21 protein-coding genes are annotated in these 20,611 nt (G+C 73.3%); 9 read left to right on the forward strand and 12 right to left on the reverse strand.

The annotated features are described in order from the left end of the window. Nucleotides 1-27: 27 nt before the first annotated feature. The gene (locus ACFWRT_RS24650; RefSeq protein WP_380952527.1) at nucleotides 28-1,527 is read left to right on the forward strand and encodes a GNAT family N-acetyltransferase; all 1,500 of its coding nucleotides are present in this window, start codon (nucleotides 28-30) and stop codon (nucleotides 1,525-1,527) included. Here the strand turns inward: ACFWRT_RS24650 and ACFWRT_RS24655 are convergent. Beyond that, nucleotides 1,421-2,674: a trans-sulfuration enzyme family protein gene (locus ACFWRT_RS24655; protein WP_380952467.1), complete on the reverse strand. Its 1,254-nt coding sequence runs from the start codon at nucleotides 2,672-2,674 to the stop codon at nucleotides 1,421-1,423. The genes ACFWRT_RS24650 and ACFWRT_RS24655 overlap by 107 nt on opposite strands. Nucleotides 2,675-2,733: 59 nt before the next feature. Between ACFWRT_RS24655 and ACFWRT_RS24660 the strand changes: the two genes are divergently transcribed. After that, nucleotides 2,734-3,222, forward strand: a complete 489-nt coding sequence (locus tag ACFWRT_RS24660; protein WP_380952466.1) for an Lrp/AsnC family transcriptional regulator — start codon at nucleotides 2,734-2,736, stop codon at nucleotides 3,220-3,222. Between the two features lie 143 nt (nucleotides 3,223-3,365). Next, nucleotides 3,366-5,054 carry a DUF885 domain-containing protein gene (locus tag ACFWRT_RS24665; RefSeq protein WP_380952465.1) on the forward strand — a complete coding sequence of 563 codons (1,689 nt, stop codon included), beginning with the start codon at nucleotides 3,366-3,368 and terminating at the stop codon, nucleotides 5,052-5,054. A gap of 92 nt (nucleotides 5,055-5,146) precedes the next feature. On the opposite strand, the gene ACFWRT_RS24670 is transcribed toward ACFWRT_RS24665, so the two are convergent. Continuing rightward, complete coding sequence (locus tag ACFWRT_RS24670; RefSeq protein WP_380952464.1) at nucleotides 5,147-5,641, reverse strand: rhodanese-like domain-containing protein; 495 nt, start codon at nucleotides 5,639-5,641, stop codon at nucleotides 5,147-5,149. Between the two features lie 88 nt (nucleotides 5,642-5,729). On the opposite strand from ACFWRT_RS24670, the gene ACFWRT_RS24675 reads away from it, so the two are divergent. Continuing rightward, the gene (locus ACFWRT_RS24675; RefSeq protein ID WP_380952463.1) at nucleotides 5,730-6,176 is read left to right on the forward strand and encodes an Lrp/AsnC family transcriptional regulator; all 447 of its coding nucleotides are present in this window, start codon (nucleotides 5,730-5,732) and stop codon (nucleotides 6,174-6,176) included. 49 nt (nucleotides 6,177-6,225) lie between these two features. On the opposite strand, the gene ACFWRT_RS24680 is transcribed toward ACFWRT_RS24675, so the two are convergent. The 3 genes from ACFWRT_RS24680 to ACFWRT_RS24690 form a co-directional block, all read right to left on the reverse strand. Further along, nucleotides 6,226-9,234 carry an AAA family ATPase gene (locus tag ACFWRT_RS24680; protein WP_380952462.1) on the reverse strand — a complete coding sequence of 1,003 codons (3,009 nt, stop codon included), beginning with the start codon at nucleotides 9,232-9,234 and terminating at the stop codon, nucleotides 6,226-6,228. Next, the gene (locus ACFWRT_RS24685; RefSeq protein WP_380952461.1) at nucleotides 9,231-10,400 is read right to left on the reverse strand and encodes an exonuclease SbcCD subunit D; all 1,170 of its coding nucleotides are present in this window, start codon (nucleotides 10,398-10,400) and stop codon (nucleotides 9,231-9,233) included. Before ACFWRT_RS24685 ends, ACFWRT_RS24680 begins: the two co-directional genes overlap by 4 nt. 277 nt (nucleotides 10,401-10,677) lie before the next feature. Then, complete coding sequence (locus ACFWRT_RS24690) at nucleotides 10,678-11,304, reverse strand: YigZ family protein (RefSeq protein ID WP_380952460.1); 627 nt, start codon at nucleotides 11,302-11,304, stop codon at nucleotides 10,678-10,680. Between the two features lie 75 nt (nucleotides 11,305-11,379). On the opposite strand from ACFWRT_RS24690, the gene ACFWRT_RS24695 reads away from it, so the two are divergent. From ACFWRT_RS24695 to ACFWRT_RS24705, 3 genes are all read left to right on the forward strand, one after another. Further along, on the forward strand, nucleotides 11,380-11,787 hold the full coding sequence (locus ACFWRT_RS24695) for a CoA-binding protein (protein WP_380952458.1): 408 nt from the start codon (nucleotides 11,380-11,382) through the stop codon (nucleotides 11,785-11,787). Between the two features lie 39 nt (nucleotides 11,788-11,826). Further along, entirely contained in the window at nucleotides 11,827-12,648 is an 822-nt protein-coding gene (locus tag ACFWRT_RS24700) for an AAC(3) family N-acetyltransferase (protein WP_380952457.1), read from the forward strand. An 85-nt stretch (nucleotides 12,649-12,733) separates the two neighbouring features. Continuing rightward, a complete protein-coding gene (locus tag ACFWRT_RS24705) occupies nucleotides 12,734-13,417 on the forward strand; it encodes a hypothetical protein (RefSeq protein WP_380952456.1) in 684 nt (227 codons plus the stop codon). Nucleotides 13,418-13,428: 11 nt separating this feature from the next. Here ACFWRT_RS24705 and ACFWRT_RS24710 read toward each other — a convergent pair whose 3' ends face one another. Continuing rightward, nucleotides 13,429-13,983: a YbaK/EbsC family protein gene (locus tag ACFWRT_RS24710; protein WP_380952455.1), complete on the reverse strand. Its 555-nt coding sequence runs from the start codon at nucleotides 13,981-13,983 to the stop codon at nucleotides 13,429-13,431. Between the two features lie 98 nt (nucleotides 13,984-14,081). Beyond that, a complete protein-coding gene (locus ACFWRT_RS24715; protein ID WP_380952454.1) occupies nucleotides 14,082-14,855 on the reverse strand; it encodes an acyltransferase in 774 nt (257 codons plus the stop codon). A gap of 153 nt (nucleotides 14,856-15,008) precedes the next feature. Between ACFWRT_RS24715 and ACFWRT_RS24720 the strand changes: the two genes are divergently transcribed. Beyond that, the gene (locus ACFWRT_RS24720; RefSeq protein WP_380952453.1) at nucleotides 15,009-15,539 is read left to right on the forward strand and encodes a gamma carbonic anhydrase family protein; all 531 of its coding nucleotides are present in this window, start codon (nucleotides 15,009-15,011) and stop codon (nucleotides 15,537-15,539) included. Nucleotides 15,540-15,655: 116 nt separating this feature from the next. Here ACFWRT_RS24720 and ACFWRT_RS24725 read toward each other — a convergent pair whose 3' ends face one another. After that, a complete protein-coding gene (locus ACFWRT_RS24725) occupies nucleotides 15,656-16,093 on the reverse strand; it encodes a DUF4442 domain-containing protein (protein WP_018492611.1) in 438 nt (145 codons plus the stop codon). Between the two features lie 156 nt (nucleotides 16,094-16,249). Here ACFWRT_RS24725 and ACFWRT_RS24730 point away from each other — a divergent pair, with 156 nt between their 5' ends. Beyond that, nucleotides 16,250-17,344, forward strand: coding sequence for a hypothetical protein (locus ACFWRT_RS24730; protein ID WP_380952452.1), 1,095 nt, complete (start codon nucleotides 16,250-16,252; stop codon nucleotides 17,342-17,344). Nucleotides 17,345-17,452: 108 nt separating this feature from the next. Here ACFWRT_RS24730 and ACFWRT_RS24735 read toward each other — a convergent pair whose 3' ends face one another. The 4 genes from ACFWRT_RS24735 to ACFWRT_RS24750 all read right to left on the reverse strand — a co-directional run bounded on the left by ACFWRT_RS24735 (nucleotide 17,453) and on the right by ACFWRT_RS24750 (nucleotide 20,586). After that, nucleotides 17,453-18,298 carry a spermidine synthase gene (locus tag ACFWRT_RS24735; RefSeq protein ID WP_380952451.1) on the reverse strand — a complete coding sequence of 282 codons (846 nt, stop codon included), beginning with the start codon at nucleotides 18,296-18,298 and terminating at the stop codon, nucleotides 17,453-17,455. A 64-nt stretch (nucleotides 18,299-18,362) separates the two neighbouring features. Next, nucleotides 18,363-19,538 (reverse strand): elongation factor Tu, encoded by a 1,176-nt coding sequence (gene tuf, locus ACFWRT_RS24740; RefSeq protein ID WP_380952450.1) that lies wholly within the window; start codon nucleotides 19,536-19,538, stop codon nucleotides 18,363-18,365. Between the two features lie 100 nt (nucleotides 19,539-19,638). Further along, a complete protein-coding gene (locus ACFWRT_RS24745; protein WP_380952449.1) occupies nucleotides 19,639-19,785 on the reverse strand; it encodes a hypothetical protein in 147 nt (48 codons plus the stop codon). Nucleotides 19,786-19,869: 84 nt separating this feature from the next. Then, nucleotides 19,870-20,586, reverse strand: a complete 717-nt coding sequence (locus ACFWRT_RS24750) for a DNA alkylation repair protein (protein WP_380952448.1) — start codon at nucleotides 20,584-20,586, stop codon at nucleotides 19,870-19,872. Between the last annotated feature and the right edge of the window lie 25 nt (nucleotides 20,587-20,611).

Genomic DNA, 20,611 nt, shown 5'->3' on the forward strand with positions numbered 1-20,611 from the left:
GTCCTCCACAGTAAGGATATGACTGATGTGACCTCTGCGAAGACCGCCCGCCGTCCGCACCACTGGCGGCGGGACCTGATCGAGCTGGCCGCGCTGTTCACGGCGGTGGCCGTGGCCGACGCGATCGCCAATCTGATCGGGCACCAGCCCGACGGGCCCTATCTGCTCGTGGCGTCGGCCGTGGCCCTGGTGGCCACGGCGACGTTCCACACGTGGTGGGCCCGGCGCCACAGCAACGCTCCCCCGCCGGCGGATCCGGCCGCGTCCGATCCGACGCCGGGCGAGGCCACCGGCTCGATCGACGGGTCCGGAGCCGAGGCCGGGGGGACGGTCCTGTGGCGGATGCGGACGACCGTGCGCGACGCCCCGGGCAGTCTGGCCGCGCTGTGCCTGGTGCTCGCCCGGCTCCGTATCGACATCCTGACGCTCCAGACCCACCCGCTGGCCGACGGGACGGTCGACGAGTTCCTGCTGCGGGCGCCCGCATCCCTCCCGGCGCAGGAGCTGACCCGGCAGATCTCGGGCGCGGGCGGCACCGCCACCTGGATCGAGCGGGCGGACACCCACGATCTGGTCGACACCCCGACCCGGGTGCTCTCGCTGGCCACCCGTACGGCGCTCGACGCGGCGGAACTCCCGCTCGCCCTCCGCCAGTTGCTCGGCCGATGCACCATCCACTCGCTGCCCGCCGTCTCCGTCACCGGCCGCCCGACCGGCGAGAGCGCCCCGGTCGAAGGCGTGCTGGAGGAGACGGTGATGCGCCTGCGAGACCCGTCCGGCGGCGTCATCTCCGTCGAGCGGCCCCATCTGCCGTTCACCCCGACCGAGTTCGCCCGGGCCCGCGCCCTGGTGGAGCTGGACGCCCGGCTCGGCCCGCGGGTGCCCCGTAGCGAGGACATCCTCACGCTGCCCGAGGGCAACGCGATCACCGTGCGCCGCGCGGACCGCAGCGATCTCGCCGCCGCCCGCGCCATGCACGACCGGTGCTCCCCGCGCACCCTGGGCCTGCGCTACCACGGACCCGTCGGGGACGCGGACCGCTACCTGGACCACCTGCTGAGCCCGCGGTTCGGCCGTACGCTGGCTGTGCAGACCACCTCCGGCAAGCTGGTGGCCCTCGGCCACCTCCTCTGGGACGGCGACGAGACCGAGGTGGCCCTCCTCGTCGAGGACGACTGGCAGCGCCGGGGCATCGGTTCGGAGCTGCTCAGCCGTCTGGTGCAGCTCGCCGAGGAAGCGGGCTGCGACAGCGTGTACGCCGTCACCCAGTCCCGTAACACCGGCATGGTCGCGGCGATGCGCGCCCTGGAGCTGCCCCTCGACTACCAGATCGAGGAAGGCACCCTGGTCATCACCGCGCGACTGACGCGGGCAACGGAGCCGGCGCGGGTGACGGAGCCGACGGGCGGCGCGATGGAGCCTACGCGTGCGACGGAGCCGACGCGTGTGACGGAGGAGCGGACCGCTCAGCCGACGGACGCGCGTCCCGCTCAGCGGTCCGAGCCCGTGGAACGGGCCCGTCGCTGAGCGCCTGGCACAGGTCGGCCCAGAGGTCCTCGACGTCCTCCAGACCGACCGACATGCGCAGCAGCCGGTCACCGACCCCGGCCGCCTGCCGGTCGCCCTCCTCCACGATGCGGTGGCTGATGGAGGCCGGGTGCTGGATCAGCGAGTCCACGCTGCCCAGGCTGACGGCGGGGGTGATGAGCCGTACGCCGGCGATCACGGCGTGCGGGTCCCCGTACACCTCGAAGGAGACCATCGCGCCGCCGATCTCCGGGTAGTGCACCCGCGCGATCCGGGGGTCGGCGGTCAGCCTGCGCGAGAGTTCGGCGGCGCTCGCCGAGGCGGCCCGTACGCGGACCGGAAGGGTGGACAGGCCCCGCAGGAGCAGGTAGCCGGCCAGCGGATGCAGCACTCCCCCGGTGGCGAAGCGCACCTGGCGCAGCCGGGCGGCGCACTCCTCGTCGCAGGCGACGACGCCGCCCATCACATCGCCGTGGCCGCCGAGGTACTTGGTGGCACTGTGCAGGACGATCCGGGCGCCGTGTTCGACGGGGCGCTGGAGCACGGGCGTGGCGAAGGTGTTGTCGACCAGGAGCGGCACGGAGCCGCAGGAGTGGGCGACGGCCCGGATGTCGATCTCGGCCAGGGTGGGGTTGGCCGGCGTCTCGACCATGACCAGGCCCGTGTCCGGGCGGATCGCGTCGGCGATGCCCGCCGGGTCGGTCCAGGTCACCTCGGTGCCCAGCAGCCCGGCACCCAGCAGGTGGTCGCTGCACCCGTAGAGGGGCCGGACCGCGACGACATGGCGCAGCCCCAGGCTCGCGCGGGCCAGCAGGACCGCCGTGAGAGCCGCCATGCCGCTGGCGAACGCGACAGCGCTGTCGGTCCCCTCCAGCCGGGCGAGCGCCGTCTCGAAGCGGCCGGTGGTCGGGTTGTCCAGCCGTGCGTAGACGGGCGGGCCGTCCGGCCGGGCGCCCGTGGTGGCGAAGGCGTCGATCCGCTCGGCCTCGCCGCGCGAGTCGTAGGAGGGGTAGGTGGTGGACAGGTCGAGCGGCGGGGCGTGCAGGCCGAGGGAGGCGAGGTCGTCGCGTCCGGCGTGCACGGCTTCGGTGGCCAGCGCCCTGGACGGGGTGGGGGCAGGGGGCGTCGTCGAGACTTCGTTGTCCATGACAACAGCCTGAACAGTTACCGGCTCGTAGTGGGGGGAGACCGTGTTACGTTCGCCGTATGGCTGATTCTGTCGCTCTGGATCCGGTGGATCTGCACATTCTGCGGCTGTTGCAGAACGACGCACGGACCACCTACCGGGAGCTGGCGGCCGAGGTGGGGGTGGCTCCCTCGACCTGCCTGGACCGGGTGACCCGGCTGCGCCGCTCCGGCGTCATCCTCGGCGATCAGCTCCGGCTGGATCCGGCGAAGCTCGGCCGGGGGCTCCAGGCGCTGCTGCTGGTGCAGGTCCGGCCGCACCGACGCGAGCTGATCGGCCCGTTCGTCGACCGGATCCGGGCCCTGCCGGAGTCCCGTGCGCTCTTCCATCTCACCGGCCCCGACGACTATCTGGTCCAGGTGGCGGTGGCCGACGCGGCGGATCTCCAGCGGCTGGTCCTGGACGAGTTCACCTCGCGCCGGGAGGTGGCCCGGGTGGACACCCGGCTGATCTTCCAGCAGTGGGAGTGCGGCCCGCTGCTGCCGCCGGGCGAGCCGGTCCGCCCGTGACCGCCGGGGAACGGCCGTCCGTGAACGCCGACGAGACGGTCCGCCCGAGAACGCGGGCGAGAGGGTCCGCCGGTGATCGTCTTTCGGACGTGCGTCCTCCTGCGGTGGTGACGGGAAGGGGCCCGCCGTTGGAGGATGTCCGCATGTCAGACACTTCGAGCAGCGCGCTGCCCCGCCAGGTCGCCGACGCCTACGTCGACGCAGTCATCGAACTCGACCCCATCACGGGCACCTATCTGGGTGTTCCGGAAAGCTCGCGCCGCCTGCCCGATTTCTCACCGGCCGGTCAGGACGCGGCCGCCGACCTCATCCGCGCGACGCTGCTGAAGCTGGACGACGCGGAGCGGCTGCCGGGCGCCGGCAGCGATGAGGAACGCCGCTGCGGACGGCTCCTGCGGGAGCGGCTGACGGCGGAACTCGCCGTGCACGACGCGGAGGAGGGGCTGCGGGCCGTCTCCAACCTGCACTCCCCCGCCCACAGCCTCATCGGCGTCTTCACGGTCACCCCCACCGAGACGGAGGAGGACTGGGCGGCGGTCGCGGAACGGCTGCGCGCGGTCCCGGCCGCGGTCGAGGGGTACCGGGCCTCGCTCGGACTCGGCCTGGAGCGCAAGCTGTACGGCGGGCCCCGCGCGACCGCCACCTTCATCGGGCAGCTCACGGAGTGGAGCGGCGGCGGCGAGAACACCGCGTTCTTCACGGAGTTCATCGCCCCAGCACCGGAGGCCCTGCGTCAGGAGCTGACCGAGGGGGCCCGGCTCGCGACCGCCGCCTTCGCGTCCCTGCGGGACTGGGTGCGGGACGTCTACGCCCCGGCGATCGAGGGAGCACCCGACACGGTGGGCCGGGAGCGCTACGCCCGCTGGACGCGCCAGTTCAACGGCACGGACCTCGATCTCGACGAGGCGTACGCGTACGGGTGGTCGGAGTACCACCGCCTGCTGGCCGAGATGAAGGCCGAGGCCGCGAAGATCCTTCCGGGCGCCGGCCCCTGGGAGGCGCTCGCCCACCTCGATGAGCACGGCCGGCACATCGAAGGGGTCGAGGAGGTCCGCGAGTGGCTCCAGGGCCTGATGGACGAGGCCATCGAGGCGCTGGACGGCACCCACTTCGAACTGGCCGAACGGGTAAGGAGGGTGGAGTCCCGTATCGCCCCGCCCGGCGGCGCCGCGGCCCCGTACTACACGGGCCCCTCCGAGGACTTCTCGCGCCCCGGGCGCACCTGGCTGCCCACCATGGGCGAGACCCGCTTCCCGGTGTACGACCTGGTCTCGACCTGGTACCACGAGGGCGTTCCCGGCCACCACCTCCAGATCGCGCAGTGGAAGCACGTCGCCGACAGCCTCTCCCGCTACCAGACGTCGCTCGGCCAGGTCAGCGCCAACGCCGAGGGGTGGGCGCTGTACGCGGAGCGGCTGATGGACGAGTTGGGCTTCCTGCCCGACGCGGAGCGGCGCCTGGGCTATCTGGACGCGCAGATGATGCGGGCCTGCCGGGTGATCGTGGACATCGGCATGCACCTGGAGCTGGAGATTCCGGCGGACTCGCCGTTCCACCCGGGCGAGCGCTGGACGCCGGACCTGGCGCAGGAGTTCTTCGGCAGCCACAGCGGCCGGCCGGCCGACTTCGTGGAGAGCGAGCTGACCCGCTACCTGTCGATGCCGGGCCAGGCCATCGGCTACAAGCTGGGCGAGCGGGCGTGGCTGCTCGGCCGGGAGAACGCCCGCGCGGCGCACGGCGACGCGTTCGACCTCAAGGCCTGGCACATGGCGGCGCTCTCCCAGGGGTCGCTCGGCCTGGACGACCTGGTGGACGAGCTGTCCCGGCTCTGACCCCTCCCGCCCGCCGGCCGGGACCCCCTCGCGGAGCGGGTCCCGGCCGGTGGTGGAGCGGGTCCCGGCCGGTGGTGGAGCGCGACGAGGCCTCAGCAGCCGCACTCGGCGGCGTCGACCGGAGCGGTGAGCGGATCGGCGGCGCGCCGTTCGCCGCCCTCCCACGTCTCGAAGGCGAAGCCCTCGCGCGCCCAGTACTCGAAGCCGCCGAGCATCTCCTTGACCTGGTAGCCGAGTTGGGCGAGCGCCAGGGCGGCGCGGGTGGCGCCGTTACAGCCCCGCCCCCAGCAGTACGTGACGACCGGGACGGCCGGTTCCAGCAGCCGGGGAGCCTGGTCGGGGATCAGGGCGGTGGGCAGGTGTACCGCGCCGGGGATGTGTCCCTGGTCCCAGGAGGCGGTGGAGCGGGAGTCCACCACGACGAACCCGGGGTCGCCGTCGGCCGCGAGTGCCGTGGCGACGTCGGAGACGTCGGCGTGGAAGGCGAGTGAGGCGCCGAAGTAGGCGGCCGCCGCGGCCGGAGAGGCGGGCGGGACGCGCAGGACGGAGTTGACGGCGGTGGCCGTGGTCCGGGAGGTCATGACCATGAATCTATGACCGTCGTCCGGGACGAGGAAGTGAAGTTCCCCGGCGCTCCTCTTGATCCGCCGGGGATTTCCCTGTTGTCTCCGTGGGGTGACCGACTATTCCCCGGACGCCACCGACTGGCGCATTCTCGATGTCCTCCAGCGCGACGGCCGCGCCACTTTCGCCGAGCTCGCCCGCGCCGTCGCCATGTCCCCCAGCGCCGTGACGGAACGGGTGCGGCGTCTGGAGGAGACCGGGGTGATCAGCGGTTACGCGGCGGTGGTCGACGCCGAGCGGCTCGGACTGCCGGTCCTCGCCCTCGTACGGCTGCGCTATCCGAACGGGAACTACAAGCCGTTCCACGATCTCCTGGAGACGACCCCGGAGATCGTGGAGGCCCACCATGTCACCGGTGACGACTGCTTCGTCCTCAAGGTGACGGCGCGCTCGATGCGGCACCTGGAGGAGGTGACCGGCCGGATCGGCGCGCTCGGTTCGGTCACCACCAGCGTCGTCTACTCCTCACCGCTCCCCCGGCGCGCGATCGGCGGCTGAAGCGCCGGAGGGCACCTCGCGGGAGGCGCGGGACACCCCCCTGGGGGCGCTAGAGGCGGTGGTGCACCGTCGATCCGTGCCGGTCCTTGACCACTTCGAGCCGCGCGGGGATGCGGCGGCGCAGATCGGCCACGTGGCTGACGATCCCGACGCTGCGGTCCCGCTCCCGCAAGGAGTCCAGCACGTCGAGCACCTCGTCGAGGGTCTGGTCGTCCAGGCTGCCGAAGCCCTCGTCGATGAAGAGGGTGTCCAGGCGTACGCCCCCGGCCTCCTCGGTGACGACATCGGCGAGACCGAGCGCCAGGGCCAGCGAAGCGAAGAACGTCTCCCCGCCGGAGAGCGTCGACGTGTCCCGTTCGCTGCCGGTCCACGCATCCACGACATGGAGCCCGAGGCCCGCCCGGCGGCTGCCCGTGCGGGCGTCGGAGTGGACGAGCGTGTAACGGCCGGAGGACATCCGCTGCAGGCGGGCGGTGGCCGCGGCCGCCACCTGTTCGAGGCGGGCGGCCAGGACGTACGCCTCCAGGCGCATCTTGCGTTCGTTGTCGGCGGAGGTCCCCGCGGTGAGACCGGCGAGCCGGGCGACCCGCTCGTACTCCTGACGCACCGGCCCCAGTCGCCGCACCTCCTCGCCCGCCTGAGCCGAGAGCCGGTCGAGTTCGGCGCACCGGTCGCGGGCGGCCGCGCGGGCCGAGGCGGCTTCGCGCAGCAGCCATTCCGCCGTCTCGTTGGCACTTTCGGCCGCTGCGGCCTGCGCAGCCGGGCGTTCGGCGGCTTCGCGTGCGTCCCGTTCGGTGCGCCGGTCGGCGACCGCCGCCGCCTCCGCCTGCCAGGCGTCGATGCGGTGCTGGAGGTCGCGCTGAGCGGCTCCACCGAGGAACGTCGCGGCGGCCGCCTGCGGGGTGTCGAACCCGGCTTTGAAGGCCGCGTCGGAGAGCCGGTCGTCGGCCTCCTTCCGGCGCTGGGCCGCGTCCTGTTCGGCGCGGACGGCCTCGGCGGCGTCGGCGAGGAGCGCGACGCGGCGGGTCAGCCGGTCCGCGTGCGCGGCGACGGACTCCGACTCGCCCCGGGCGGCGGTGATCTGGTCCTCCAGGCGGGCCTGGTCGCGGTCGAGTGCCTCGCGCGCGGCGGTACGGGCGGAGATCCTGCCGTGCGCGTCCTGCCGCTGCTCCAGCCGCTCGGCGTGCTCACGCTCGGCGGCGGTGAGCGCTTCCCGTGCGGGGTTCGTCGCGGCGGCGAGGTGGTGGGCGTCGGCGTGCTCGCCGGTCAACCGGTCGACGAGGGAGCGGAGTTCGGCCACGGTGGGCGTCACGGACGCGTCGTCGCCACGGGCCTCCGTCTCCGCCGTCGCATGGCGTTCGCGTACGAGTCCGAGCTCCTGCTCCGCACGGGCTCGGGCCTCCTCGGCGGACCGCTGGGCGGCGAGGGCCTTCTCCTCGGCGGCACGGTCGACATGGCCGTCGCCGGGGCTGGCGGGGGCCGGGTGTTCGGCCGACCCGCAGACCGCACAGGGCTCACCCGCGACGAGACCGGCGGCCAGCTCCGCCGCGATGCCGCGCAGCCGGCGTTCACGCACGTCGAGCCAGAACGCCCGCGCCTCCAGTCCCTGTTCACGTGCGGAGACGAGCTGCTCACCCGCCTGCTGTACGTCGGTGGCGAGCGCGTCACGGCGGCGGGCCGCGTCCAGGCGGCGACGGGCCGGGGCCAGTTGTCCGGCGAGCTGTTCGGCGCGGGTGGCGGCCTCCTGCGAGGCGTCGATGCGCTCCTTGAGGGCCGTTCGGGTGGTGCCCCAGTCGGCGAGCCACGCGTCCGCCTCGCGGATCAGCTCGTCGTCGGCCTGGGCCTCCCGGTTCAGCCGGACGCGCTCCTCGTCGATCCGTGCGCTGCGCTCCTCGGCCTCTCGCGCCGCGTCGAGTGCGTACAGCTCCTGCTGGAACCTCCGCTCCAGCTCGGCCAGTTGGTCGGCTCCCGCATCGGCCAGGTCGTCGGGCAGCCGGCCCCTGGTCCGGTCGAGGGCGTCACTCGCCGCCCGGTAGGCCCGCTCGGCCTCCTCGCGCAGCTCCAGCGCCGGCGCCACCCGGTCCGCCTTCCGGGCGCGCTCCAACTGCTGCTGGCAGGAGTCGTGTTCGGGGCGTCGCTCCTCCAGCGCCTCGGCGCGCCGCAGGGTCTCGGCGTACCGCTCCTGGAGGCGGGCCAGTTCGCGTTCGGCGTCCAGCGCGCTGCGGGCGGCGAGTTGGCGGTTCTCCGCCTCCGCGACCACCGCGTGCGCGATGTCGAGGTGTTCCCGGGCGGCGCTGCGCGCGATCGCGGCCCACTCCAGGACCTCTTCGGCCAGGCCCGGTTCGCCCGCCCGTACGGTCGGCGGCGCGGCCTCGGTCGCCGCCGGGCCGCCCGCCTGGGCGATGCGCTGGCCGAGGGCGAGGATCTGCTCGTCGCCGGATTTCACCCGGGCCTCGGCGGCCCGCCGCAGTTCGGCGAGGCGCTCCTCGACGGCGGCGAAGCGGCGGGTGTCGAAGAGCTTGCCGAGGAGTTTGCCGCGGGCCTCGGCGTCGGAGCGCAGGAAGCGGGCGAAGTCGCCCTGGGGCAACAGCACGACCTGGCAGAACTGGTCCCGGCTCATGCCGATCAACTGGGCCAGCTCTTCGCCGATCTCCTGGTGCGACTTGCTGAGGCCCTGCCAGGCTCCCTCGGGGTCGCGCTCGCGCAGGCGGCTCTGGGCCTTCTCCTGCGTGAACCCGCCCCCGCGCTTCTTGGGGCGCGGCTGGGCGGGGCTGCGGCTGACTTCGAGGCGGCGGCCGCCGACCGTCAGCTCCAGTTGGACCTCGGTGGGCAGGTCGACCGGTGCGTGGTCGCTGCGGAGGGTGGCGCCGGGGCTCTGGCGGGCGCCGGGGACGGCCCCGTACAGGGCGTAGCAGACGGCGTCCAGGACCGAGGTCTTCCCGGCGCCCGTCGGGCCGTGAAGGAGGAAGAGTCCGGCGGAGGAGAGCGCGTCGAAGTCGACTTCCTGGGTGGCGCCGAACGGGCCGAAGGCGGTGAGGGTGAGGCGGTGCAGTCTCAACGGGACACCTCGCGCACGGTCTCGTCCACCCGGACGTCGTCGAACGCGGCGCGCAGCACGGCGCGTTCGGGGTCGCTGGGTCCGCTGCCGCCGCGCACGTGGGCCACGAAGTCCTCCGCGATCTGGTGGTCGTCGCGGCCCTGGAGGCGCTGGGCGTAGGAGGCGAGCGGGTCCTCGGGGGGCCGCTCGGGGTCGAAGACGAGGCTGAGGGTGTGCGGGAAGCGGGCGGCGAGGCGGGCCATGGGGTCGGCGGGCCGGACGGGGTCGGTGAGGGTGGCCTCGACCCAGGCCTGCTCGTGGCGCTCCAGGGCCGGATCCTCCAGCAGGGTGTCCAGTGGGCCCCGGAGCCGGGCGAGGGGGCGCTCGACCGGACAGTCGATCCGCTCCTCGGCGGCGATGGCCCCGGTGCCGTCGAGTTCGATCAGCCACATGGTCTTGCGGTGGTCGGCCTCGGAGAAGGAGTAGGCGAGCGGGGAGCCGGAGTAGCGGACGCGGCTCGTCACGCGCTGGGAGCCGTGGAGGTGGCCGAGGGCCACGTAGTCGGCGCCGTCGAAGACCCCGGCGGGGACGGCGGCGACCCCGCCGACGGTGATGTCGCGCTCGCTGGCGCTGGGCTCGCCGCCCGCGACGAAGGCGTGCGCGAGGACGACGGAGCGGGTTCCGGCGGGGCGGGTGGCGAGGTCGGCGCGGACCCGGTCCATGGCGGCGGTCAGGACGGCCTCGTGCCCGGCCTTGGCGGCGCGGAGGGTGTCCTTGACCAGGGCCGGTTCCAGGTAGGGGAGGCCGTAGAGGGCGACGTCGCCGTGGGCGTCGGTGAGGACGACGGGGGTGGCGCAGCTCTCGGGGTCGGTGCGCAGGTGGATCCCGGCGCGGTCGAAGAGCCCGGCGCCGACCCCGAGCCGGCGGGCCGAGTCGTGGTTCCCCGAGATCATGACGGTGGGGACGCCGATGGCGGCGAGCCGGTGCAGCGCGCGGTCGAAGAGTTCGACGGCGGTGAGCGGCGGGACGGCCCGGTCGTAGACATCGCCGGAGACGAGGACCACGTCCACCTCCCGCTGCTGGACGGTGGCCACCAGGTGGTCCAGAAAGGCGGCCTGGGCGTCGAGGAGCGGGACGCGGTGGAAGGACCGGCCCAGGTGCCAGTCCGAGGTGTGCAGCATCCTCACGCGATCGCTCCGCCGGTTTTGAGCTGCATGTACGTCGTCCTCCACCCCTGGGCCACCGCCGGAGCGGCCCGTGATCCCGCCGCCGGCACCGACCACGCTAACGCCGCCGGGCCGCCGAACCCGCATCGATCAAGGATTTGCCCGGGGTGGGATCGCTCTCGCACCCTCCCGCATCACCCTCGCGCCCCCGCGTCGTCCTCACGCCCCTCGCATTGCCTTCACGCCCCTGCCATGGCCTTCACGCCCTGTCGCGAGCCCCTCATCCGATCGGAACCGCTCACACGTCCCCGTACGCCTCGCCGCCCAGCTCCAGCGTGGCCGAACCCGCGGTCGCGTCGGCCAGCCAGGCGGTGAACGCGGCCACATCGGCGTCCGGCAGCCCGACCTCGATGGTCACGGCCTCCGCGTACCGCACCTCCCGCACGTCCCGGCCGGTGGCCCGCAGGTCGTTCTCCAGCTTGCCCGCCCGCTGGTGGTCGACGCGGACGGTCGCCAGCCGGAAGCGCTGCCGGGTGATGGTGCCGAGTGCGTCGAGGGCCTCGCCGACCACTCCCCCGTACGCACGGATCAGCCCGCCGGCCCCCAGCTTGACCCCGCCGTAGTAGCGGGTGACGACCGCCGCGACGTACCGCACCTCGCGGCGCATCAGCATCTGGAGCATCGGGACGCCGGCGGTGCCGCCGGGCTCGCCGTCGTCACTGGCCTTCTGTGCGGAGGCGTCGGCGCCGATCACGTACGCGAAGCAGTTGTGGGTGGCGGCCGGGTGCTCCTTGCGGACGTGGGCGACGAAGTCCTGCGCCTCCTGTTCGGTGGCGGCGGGGGCGAGGGAGCAGAGGAAACGCGATCGGTTGATCTCGCTCTCGTGCACACCCGCGCGGGCGACGGTCCGGTACTGCTCCTGCATCCGTCCACCCTATGCGCCGCTCCGCCGACCGGTTGCGGCGGGAATGACGAGGCCGGGAGCTGCGGTTGTCCCGGCATGGACAACGAGACAGAGACGATCCGGCGGATCCTTCAGGACACGGGCGACACCTGGGCGGTGGTGGGCCTCTCCGCCAACCGCTCCCGGGCCGCCTACGGCGTGGCGCAGGTCCTCCAGCGCTTCGGCAAGCGGGTGGTGCCGGTGCACCCGAAGGCCGAGACGGTGCACGGGGAGCAGGGGTACGCCTCGCTGGCGGAGATCCCGTTCCCGGTGGACGTGGTGGACGTGTTCGTCAACAGCGAGCTGGCGGGCGGGGTCGCGGACGAGGCGGTGGCGGCGGGGGCGAAGGCGGTGTGGTTCCAGCTCGGTGTCGTGGACCCGGCCGCCTACGAGCGGACGCGGGCGGCGGGGCTGGACATGGTGATGGACCGGTGCCCGGCGATCGAGATTCCGCAGCTGGGGTGAGGGTGTGCGGGCCGCCCGCCCTGGGGAGGGATCCCGGCCATGGGCGATCCTCGCGACACCGGCCTCATCGACGGCGACCGGCTGACCGTCGCGCTCTCCGCGCTGGGCGTGCGCCGCGGCGATGTGCTGCTGGTGCACGCCTCCCTGAGGGCGGTGGGTACCGTCACCGGCGGGCCCACCACTCTCCTGACGGCCCTGCGGCGGGCAGCGGGACGGGACGGGACCCTCGTGGTCCCCTCGTTCACCCCCGAGAACTCGGACACCTCGCCCCACTACCGCGCCCGGATCCGCGGCCTTGACGCCGAGGCGCGCGAGGCCGTCCGCGCGTCGATGGCGCCGTTCGATCCGGCGACCACCCCCGCCCCTTCGATGGGCGCCCTGGCAGAGACCGTACGGACGGCGGCGGGGGCCGAGCGCAGCGGCCATCCGCAGACCTCCTTCGCCGCGATCGGCCCGGCCGCCGGAAAGCTGCTCGCCGGGCACCGGCCGGACTGCCACCTCGGCGAGGACTCCCCGCTCGCCCGGCTGTACGAGGCCGACGCCAGGATCCTCCTGCTCGGCACCGGCTACGCCAGTTGCACCGCCTTCCACCTGGGCGAGTACCGCAGACCGGGCCCTCCGCTGCGCACCTACCGCTGTGTGGTGACCCTGCGGGGCGTGGGGCAGTGGTGGGCGTACGAGGATGTCGCCCTGGACGACGGCGACTTCGGAGTCCTGGGCGCGGCGTTCGAGGAGGCCGCCGGGCCCGGTGACGTACGGACGGGTCTGCTCGGGTCCGCGCCGTGCAGGCTGCTCCGGCTGCGGGCGGCCGTCGACTTCGCCACCGGGTGGCTCACGGAGCACCGGCGGCCCGGCAGCTGAGCACTCGAACACGCGCTCTATCGCGCGGCCTGCGGAGTCCCTAGAGTGTCGCTGCTCGCACGGCGGCCGACGGGGGGTCCGAAGCGTGAACACATCGCAGCGGGTGGTGCGGCGGAACCGCGTACTGTCCGGCCTGCTGACCTGGCTCGTCTATCTCTCTCTGCTGTTGCTCGCCTACAGCGTGTGGCGCGAGAACGCTCCGGACACGCTCACGGACGCGTGGCCCTGGAAGCTCCAGCTGCTGGACATCCAGTCCGCCACCACGGCGGCGGTCGGCAGTCTGGGCGCCTCGCTGGCCAGGGCGCAGTACGCGCGAGCGGTTCGCCCGGCCCTCGGGTACTTCGGCCAGGTGAAGGAGGGCATGGCCCCCGACGACCGGCTCGCCTGGGTGTGCAGCGTCCTCAACGCCGCCCAGGACGTGGCCGTCGTCGAACAGCTCGGCTACCGGGTCGTCCTCACCGGAGATGCCGAAGCGGAGGACGACGAGGCGGGCTGGCTGCGCCGGGACGAGGCCGTAAGGCTGATCGAGCAGCGGGGCCCGGCCGACCGGGCGGACTTCGCGCTCAACTTCATCGGGGTCGGCAGGCCCCTTCCGGCCCAGGGAATGATGCTGATCAGCTGGTTCACCGCGGCGGCGATGGCGGAGGTCCGCGCCGTCCATGTGCGGTTACGGGTCACGGACCGGGTGGGCGACACCCATGAGCGCGTCATCAACGTACTGAAGGGCGCCGACCGGTCACCCCGCCGCGCCGACCCGCCTTTTCTCTGACGGGCGTGACGTCAGACCCCGAGGCCCTCCACCATCACCGCACCCGGCAGGGCCGCGAGCGCCTTGCCCGGCACGATGAGCTTCCCCCGGCGGCTGCCGCTGCCGATCAGGACCCACTCCTCGTCCACGACGGCGGGGTCCAGCAGCAGGGGCCAGGGGGCGGGCAGGCCGATCGGGGTGATGCCGCCGTACTCCATGCCGGTCTCACCGACCGCAGTGTCCATCGCCGCGAAGGACGCCTTGCGGGCGCCGAGGCGCTTGCGCACCGCGCCGTTGACATCGACCCGGGTGCGGGAGAGCACCACACAGGCGGCGAGGGTGGTCTCCCCGCCGCGCTTGCCCGCCACGACGACGCAGTTGGCCGAGGTGTCGAGGAGGTCGGCCCCGTGGTGCTGGACGAAGACCGCGGTGTCGGCCACGGCCGGGTCCGTGTCGACGTGGATGAGCCGGTCGGCGGTGACGTCGCCCCACCCGGCGGCCAGAGCCGCTGCGACGGGGGCGGGGAGGAGGTCGAGCCGTTCCGAGGCGGGGGAGGCGTCCTCGAAGGTGCCGATGGGTGCGCGCATGGGGCCACGCTAACAGCGCTCGGCGGGCGGCCGGTTGGGCATCTCGCGGAGTGGCATGCCCCGGCGGCAGGCCCCGCGAGAAGCCCCGCGCGAAGCCCTCAACCAGCGTCCGGCTCCTGCTCCGGCTCCGGCTCCTGCGCCTCCTCCAGTTCGGCCAGCGCGAGCAACTGCTCGGGCGTGACGCCCTCGGGGATGGGCACGGGGGCCGGCGTGCGCAGGGGCGGCTGCCAGCCCTTCTCCGGGTCCCACCTCCGTACGACACGCGCCGGGGCTCCCGCGACCACCGCGTGGTCGGGGACCTCGCCCCGTACGACCGCGCCCGCGGCGACCACCACATTGCGGCCGAGCCGGGCGCCGGGCAGGATCACCGCCCCGGTGCCGATCCAGCAGCCGGGGCCTATCGCCACCGGCTCCATCCGGGGCCACTGCTTGCCCACGGGCTCGTGCGGGTCGTCGTAGCTGTGGTTCGTCGAGGTGATGTAGACGTACGGACCGCAGTACGTGTCCGAGCCGATGCTCACCGTCGTGTCGGCGATGACATGGCTGCCGCGCCCCAGCACCACCCCGTCGCCCAGCGTGAGGATCGGCTCGGGCCCCAGGTCGAGGTCCGGCATCATCCCGGCCGTCAGGGTCACCTGCTCGCCGATGACGCAGTGCCCGCCGAGCTGGATCCACGGCTCCCCGAAGACGGTGCCCTGGGGGAAGGCGAGCCGGGTCCCCTCCCCGATCGCGCCGAAGCGCAGCCGGCCCGGGTGCTCGGCGGTGACGGCACCCGCCTCCCGCGCCCACGCCCAGCCGCGGTGGACCACCCAGGAGGCGGCGCGGCGGCGTCGGCGGGCGAGGAAGGAGAACGTGTTTCGGTTCTTCGGCACGGGCTCACGGTAGCCGTCGGCGGGGCGGCGATCCGTGGGGTGACCTGTGATGTTCACCCCACCCCCCGGCACGCGCGGGGAGCCGTCGCCTACCGTGTGAGGCGGCCTGAAGGCCCAAGCGCATCAGCACACCGGACCACCGAGGAGCAGGCCATGGCGGAGCAGGCGTTGATCACGGGCATGGGCGGCAAGGAGCCGGACGTCGACGCGGACGCGTTCGTGGCCCCGACCTCCGTGGTGATCGGGGAGGTGACGCTGGCCGCCGGCTCCAGCGTCTGGTACCAGGCGGTGCTGCGCGCCGACTGCGGCCCTATCACGCTCGGCCCGGACAGCAACATCCAGGACAACTGCAGCGTGCACACCGACCCGGGCTTCCCGCTGACCGTGGGCGCGCGCGTCTCGGTCGGCCACAACGCGGTCCTGCACGGCTGCGTCATCGAGGACGACGTCCTGGTGGGCATGGGCGCCACGGTGCTCAACGGCGCGCACATCGGCGCCGGGTCCCTGGTCGCGGCGCAGGCGCTCGTACCGCAGGGGATGCAGGTCCCGCCGGGGTCGCTCGTCGCGGGCGTGCCCGCCAAGGTGAAGCGGCCGCTGACGGCGGAGGAGCTGGAGGGCATCCGGTTCAACGCGGCCGGTTACGTGGAGCTGGCCAAGGCCCACCGCGCGGCGCACGAGGCCTGAGCCCCGGCCGGACGCGCCCGGCGGCCCCTGCGCCGCCCCGCCCCGGACATGCCGAAGCCGCCGCACCCTCCCCGACCGGAGGGGGCGGCGGCCCCGGGAACGTACGCCCGCGGGCGTCAGCTGTTGGGGCGCAGGGTCCACACGACGGTCATCTCGCCGGTGACCGCCCCGTCCGCCCGCCGGATCTCGATGGCGACCGGGAACTCGGGGCGCTCCCCGGCGTCGAGCTGGGCCACGACGTCGGCGATCGGGCGGCCGAGGGTGGCGGTCGCGGTGACCTCGCCCATGGCGAGCTTCTTGTAGCCGATCTCGGCCTTGACGGCGAGCGGTACGGCCCGGGACATCTGGTCGCCGAAGGCGGCGATGACGATGGCGCCGCTGGCGGACTCGGCGAGCGTGAACATCGCGCCGGCGTGCGGTCCGCCGACGTGGTTGTGGTAGTCCGCCTGGTCCGGCAGCCGGACGACGGCGCGCTCGGGGGTCGTCTCCAGGAATTCGAGGTTGAGGGTCCGGGCCATCGGAACCGTCGCGACGAGCATCTCGCCGACGGTCATCTGTTCAGCGCTCATGGACCGAAGGTTACTCATGAGTAGCGATGTTTGACCATCCCCTGCGCCCGGTCCGGACATCCCGCTGTTACGGCACCGGGACAGCACTGGGACAGGGGCGGCCGTAGCAGTGCACACGACACCCATCTATGGTTACTGGCCATGTGGCCAGGACAGCAGCCGCCCGGGGGCGAGCAGAACCCGCAGGACCCGAATCAGAACCCGTACCAGCAGCCGGGGTACCAGCAGCCGAATCCCTATCAGCAACCGGGATATCCGCAGCAGGGCCAGCCGGGCTACGGCCAGCCGGGTTACGGACAGCAGCCCGGATACGGGCAGCAGCCGGGCTACGGACAGCCCAATCCCTACCAGCAGCCGACCGTCCCGCAGTACGCGGTGCCGGGCCCGCCCGGCGGGCCCAAGCCGGGCGGTGACAAGAAGAAGACGACCGTCATCGCCATCGTCGCGGCGACCGCCGTCGTGGTGGCCGCCGTCGTCACCGGCGTCATCGTGCTGAACGACAAGGACGACGAGGGCGGTTCCACCGTCGCCGACGACAAGAAGTCCGCCTCCCCCAGCGCGAAGCCCAGCGCGTCGGAGGACACGAGCTCCGCGCCGGTGGAGAACCCGCGCGGCTCCGAGAGCGACCCCAAGCCCCTCATCCCGGGCTGGAAGGTCGTCACCAACCCGAAGTGGGGCACGCAGTTCGACGTACCCGGCGACTGGGAGGTCTCCAGCTCGGGCGTGTTCGCCGGCTTCGAGGACGCCAAGGAGCCCACGGGCAAGCCCGTCGCCGGTTTCTCGGCACCCGCCTACTACAAGAGCAAGTGGTGCGTGGACGACTCCGACCAGGACGGCAACAAGGAGGAGACCGAGCTGGCCGGCGTCGGGACGAAGGGCGCGCGCGGGGCGAAGAACTCCGACGAGGCGGCGCGTGCCGAGGCGGGCACCTGGGTGTGGGCGGCGTACGCCCAGACCGACTCGAAGGACAAGGTCAAGATCGCCCCGGCCAAGCCGTTCACCACGAAGTCGGGTCTCTCCGGCAGCGTCGTGACCGCCACGGCGACGGGTCTGGCCAAGAAGGAGAAGTGCGACACCGACGGCAAGTCGATCGCCTTCTCGTTCAAGAACGGCAACGACGAGTTCTCGACCTGGATCCTCTACGGCCCCAAGGGCGTCGACGGCGAGCTGCCGGACACCACCATCCAGCAGATCCTCAGCACGGTCCGCCTCACCGCCGACAAGCCGACCGGCTGACCTACGGCTGATGCGGCCGATACGCCTGGCGCGGCTCACACACGGCTGACGCCCGCCCGCCCTCCGGCCCGGGAACGCTGTCCCCCGGGCCGGAGGGCGCCGTACTGCTCAGCCGATGCTGAAGGCGCCGTCCGGCGGCTCCGGCGAGGCGACGGCCTCCGCGTCCGCCACCGGACGGGCCCCGCCGACGAGCCGGACCAGCGCCGCCCCGTCGGTGACCCGGGCCGGAAAGGCGTCGGCGGCACAGCGGCGGGTGAGCGGCGCCGTATCGATCGGGGTGTGCGAGGCGAGCAGCACCACGTTGCCGAACCGCCGCCCGCGCAGCACCGCAGGTTCGCCGATCAGCGCGAGCTCGGCGAAGGCCGCCGCGAAGGTGGCGAGTTGGGACCGCAGGAACGCGAACGGCGCGCTGTCCGCCAGGTTGGCGGCGTAGATCCCGTCCGGCCGCAGCACCCGCCCGGCGGACCGCGCGTACTCCACCGACGTGAGGTGGGCCGGGACCCGGGAGCCGCCGAAGACGTCCGCGACGATCACATCGGCGGACCCGGGCGGTGCCGTCTCCAGCCGGGCCCGGGCGTCGGCGGCGTGCACGGTGATACCGCTGCCGTCGGGCAGCGGCAGGTGTTCCCGCACCATCCGCAGCAGCTCCCGGTCCGCCTCGACGACGTCCTGCCGCGAGCCGGGGCGGGTCGCGGCGACGTACCGGGGCAGGGTCAGCGCCCCGCCGCCGAGGTGCAGGACGTCCAGCGGGGCGTCCTCGGCCCCCGCGCAGTCCAGGACATGCGCGAGGCGCCGTACGTACTCGAACTCCAGGTACGTCGGGTCGTCCAGGTCCACGTAGGACTGGGGCGCCTCGTCGACCGTGAGCAGCCAGGCCCGGTCGCGGTCCACGTCGGGCAGCAGGCGGGCGGTGCCGTGGTCGACGTCGCGGATGACGGGTATCGGCTCGTTCACCCCTCCATTGTCGCCGCCACGGCCCGCCACCCCCGAACCGAGGGGTGGCGGGCAGCAGGCGGTCTCAGAGCAGGCCGGTGACCGTGCCCGCGCCGACCGTGCGGCCGCCCTCGCGGATCGCGAAGCCGAGGCCGGACTCCAGCGGGACGTCACGGCCCAGCTCCACGGTCATGGTGACCGTGTCGCCGGGGCGCGCGACCGCCGCATCCCCGAGGTCGACGTCGCCGACGACGTCCGCCGTACGGATGTAGAACTGCGGCCGGTAGCCGGTGGTGACCGGGGTCGACCGGCCGCCCTCCTTGGTCGACAGCACGTACACCTGTGCGGTGAACCGGCGGCTGGGCGTGACGCTGCCGGGCGCGGCCACGACATGGCCGCGGCGGACCCGGTCGCGCTCCACCCCGCGCAGCAGCAGCGCCACGTTGTCCCCCGCCTCGGCGGACTCCATCGGCTTGCCGAAGGTCTCCAGACCGGTGACGACCGTCTCGATGTCCGCGCCCAGCACCGCGACCCGGTCCCCGACACGGACGGTGCCGCGCTCGACCGCGCCGGTGACGACCGTGCCCCGGCCGGTGATGGTCAGGACGTTCTCCACGGAGAGCAGGAACGGCGCGTCGGTGTAGCGAACCGGGATCGGTACGTACGTGTCGACGGCGTCCAGCAGCCCCTCGATCGCCGCCGTCCACCGCGGGTCGCCCTCCAGCGCCTTGAGCCCGGAGACCCGGACCACGGGGACGGTGTCGCCGCCGTACCCGTGCGCGGAGAGCAGCTCGCGGACCTCCAGCTCGACCAGGTCGGTCAGCTCGGGGTCGCCCGCGTCGGCCTTGTTGAGGGCGACGACGATGTGGTCGACGCCGACCTGACGGGCCAGCAGGACGTGCTCGGCGGTCTGCGGCATGATCCCGTCGAGCGCGGAGACGACGAGGATCGCCCCGTCGAGCTGCGCCGCCCCCGTGACCATGTTCTTGATGTAGTCGGCGTGGCCCGGCATGTCGACGTGCGCGTAGTGGCGGGTGTCGGTCTCGTACTCGACGTGCGCGATGTTGATGGTGATGCCGCGCTGGGCCTCCTCGGGGGCCCGGTCGATCCGGTCGAACGACACGTAGGAGGTGGAGCTGCCGCCGCGCTCGCTGAGGACCTTGGTGATGGCGGCGGTCAGGGTGGTCTTGCCGTGGTCGACGTGGCCCATGGTGCCGATGTTGAGGTGCGGCTTGGTGCGCACGTAAGCCGTCTTGGACATGGCTCGTTCCTTCTGAAGCACTCGAAGCTGAGAAAAGATGAAGACCCCAGGGCCCCGCCGACCCTCCCCTTGCGGGGTCCGCCGGACTGTCGGGGGAGGGTCAGCTTCGGGCGCCGCCGATGGGCGCCGCGGCAGCGACGAAGGCTGCGGTGAGGGCTGCGTTGAAGGCTGCGGCCGCGTCGTTCACGGCAGCCTTCGGCGCGGCCGCGACTGCGGGCCGTGCTGCGAGGAAGGCGTACCGGAACATGCCCTGATCATGTCCGGGCGGGACCGCCGCGTCGAATGGTTTTCCCGTGACGTTCCCGTGGCTTCCCCGTGGCTTCCCCGCGCCTCAGAGGTTCTTGAGCGCCTCGCGCACCGAGAGCGGTGACAACCGGTCCCGGGCGCCCTCGACGAAGTCGCGTACGGCGACGGCGTCGGTCTTCGCGTACTCCCGCAGCGCCCAGCCGATCGCCTTGCGGATGAAGAAGTCCGGGTGGTCCGCGCGGCGCAGGCAGTAGCCGAAGAGCCGGTCGGTGTCGGTGGCGCCCTTGTAGCGGAGCTGGTGCAGCAGGGCGGTCCGGGCGACCCACAGGTTCTCGTCGTCGATCCACCGGTCCATCGCGCGGGCGAGCGCCGGGTCGGCGGCCACCAGCGGCCCGGCGACATGCGCGGCCAGCAGATCGACCGTGTCCCACCAGGGGGTGGTGGTGACGAGGTGGTGCAGGACAGGTAGGAATCCGGAGGAGCAGGAGGTCACGTACCGGCGGAGGTAGTCGACGGCGAAGTACTGGTACTCGCGCTCGGGCAGCTCCCAGCAGCGCAGCGCGATCGCCGTGCAGTCCCGCTCGTCCGGCCGCCCGGTGCCCGCCAGTACGGCCTTCGACAGGGCCCGGCGCTCCGGGGTGGGAATCCCGAGGAACGGGGCGATGTGCCTCATGTACGCGGCGGCGCCCGCGGCCCGTACGGGGTCGGCGGCCGGGGCGTACAGCTCGGTCAGCCGGGCGAGGACGGTGTCGGCGAGCGGGGTGTCCGGGACGGCGGGGGTGGGGGCTGCGGCGGGGTCCACGCGACGCACATTACGGCGATCAGAC

It is taken from the genome of Streptomyces cyaneofuscatus, assembly GCF_042718795.1.
In the GTDB taxonomy this organism is placed as follows: domain Bacteria; phylum Actinomycetota; class Actinomycetes; order Streptomycetales; family Streptomycetaceae; genus Streptomyces; species Streptomyces cyaneofuscatus_A.